This is a genomic window from Streptomyces sp. BK340 (assembly GCF_007827595.1).
GTDB lineage: Bacteria > Actinomycetota > Actinomycetes > Streptomycetales > Streptomycetaceae > Streptomyces.
In genome coordinates this window covers 1-1,490 of sequence record NZ_VISR01000073.1, presented here as the reverse complement: position 1 = coordinate 1,490, position 1,490 = coordinate 1, and the positions used below count along the sequence as shown (strand labels likewise).

Genomic DNA, 1,490 nt, shown 5'->3' with positions numbered 1-1,490 from the left:
GAAAGGATTCCCAATGGAGTTGTCAACCCAAGTTGGTGACTCGCTGTGAGCGTGTCAGCTCAGCGGAACGGGGCTGTCCGGAGCTGCGATCTCGAAGGTTCGGCCGTCGCGCATGAGGGCCCACAGGACGTTCAGGCGGCGGCGTGCGAGAGCGATGACCGCCTGCTTGTGGTTCTTCCCCTCAGCTCTTTTGCGCTCGTAGAAGGCTCTGGAGACGGGGCAGGAGCGGGCGGCGACCATGGCGGACATGTAGAAGACCCGCAGCAGGCGTCGGCAGTAGCGTCGGGGGCGGCGCATATTGCCGCTGATGCGTCCGGAGTCCTTGGGAACCGGGGCGAGGCCGGCGACGCCTGCGAGGCGGTCGGAGCTGGCGAAGATGCTCATGTCGCCGCCGGTGTGGGCTATGAACTCAGCGCCCAGGACGGGGCCGAGGCCGGGCATGCTCAGGATGACCTCGGCGTGCGGATGGTCGCGAAACCGGCCCTCGATCAGGGCGTCGGTCTCGGCGATCTCCTCATTGAGGACCATCACCTCCCTCGCGAGCTTGGCCACCATGACGGCGGCCAGCTTCTCCCCGGCGACGGCGGTGTGCTGGGCCTCGGCGGCCTCCACCGCAGTGGCCGCGACGAGCTGGTAATTGCGGACCTTGCGGTTCTTCAGCCAGGCCGCCAGCCGGTTCCTGCCGATGCGCCGGAGGGCGGCGGGCGTTTGGTACTGGGTCAGCAGCACCAGGGCCGCCTTGGACGTCTTGTAGTCAAAGGCCCGCTCCAGGGCAGGAAAGTACTCCAGCATCTGGGCCCGCAGCCGGTTGATCGCGCGGGTGCGGTCGGCAGCCAGGTCCAGGCGGCGCGCGGTGAGGATCCTCAGGTCCACGGCGATGTCGTCGCCCCGGTGCACCGGCTCCAGGTCACGTCGCATGCGGGCCTGGTCGGCAATGACGAAGGCGTCCTTGGCGTCGCTCTTTCCGTCGCCCCGGTAGGAACCCGAGGCGTGGTGAACGGTGCGGCCCGGGATATAGAGGACCTGCTGGCCATTGTCGGTCAGCAGCGCGATCATCAGCGCAGCCCCGCCGGCATTGAGGTCGATCGCCCAAGTCACCGGGGCACCCTCGCTCAACTCCAGCACGTCGGCGATCAGCTTCAGCAGCGCGGTCTCGTCGTTGTCCACTCGACGCGACAGCTGGCGCTTGCCTTCAGCGTCGAGCACCACGCAATGGTGCGCGGCCTTGCCCGCATCCGTACCGGCCCAGAGTTCGGGCACGACCACCTCCGAAGTCGTATCCATTCACAGCCCAGCAGACGACCTCGCCAGCGTGTCCTTACCAAGCGATCTTGTGCCGCGCATCCCAATGAGTGGTCGAGTCGTCGCGGGATGCCGAGCGGCCAATCCTTTCAAGCCACCAGTGGGCTGAGCGCTGAAAGCCACACCCAGCATCCCCGGGTCTTTCGATCCTACGAGTGACCGAAACCAACCCACCTAGAACGTAAGGA

1 protein-coding gene is annotated in these 1,490 nt (G+C 66.6%); it reads right to left on the bottom strand.

All coding sequences use genetic code 11. The annotated features are described in order from the left end of the window. Window positions 1-54 precede the first annotated feature (54 nt). Entirely contained in the window at window positions 55-1,284 is a 1,230-nt protein-coding gene (locus FB157_RS46955; RefSeq protein WP_145887974.1) for an IS110 family transposase, read from the bottom strand. Between the last annotated feature and the right edge of the window lie 206 nt (window positions 1,285-1,490).

What these genes read in the sequence shown, in the direction of transcription:
- FB157_RS46955 (WP_145887974.1), bottom strand. Translation starts at nt 1,284, where the DNA reads ATGGATACGACTTCGGAGGTGGTCGTGCCCGAACTCTGGGCCGGTACG.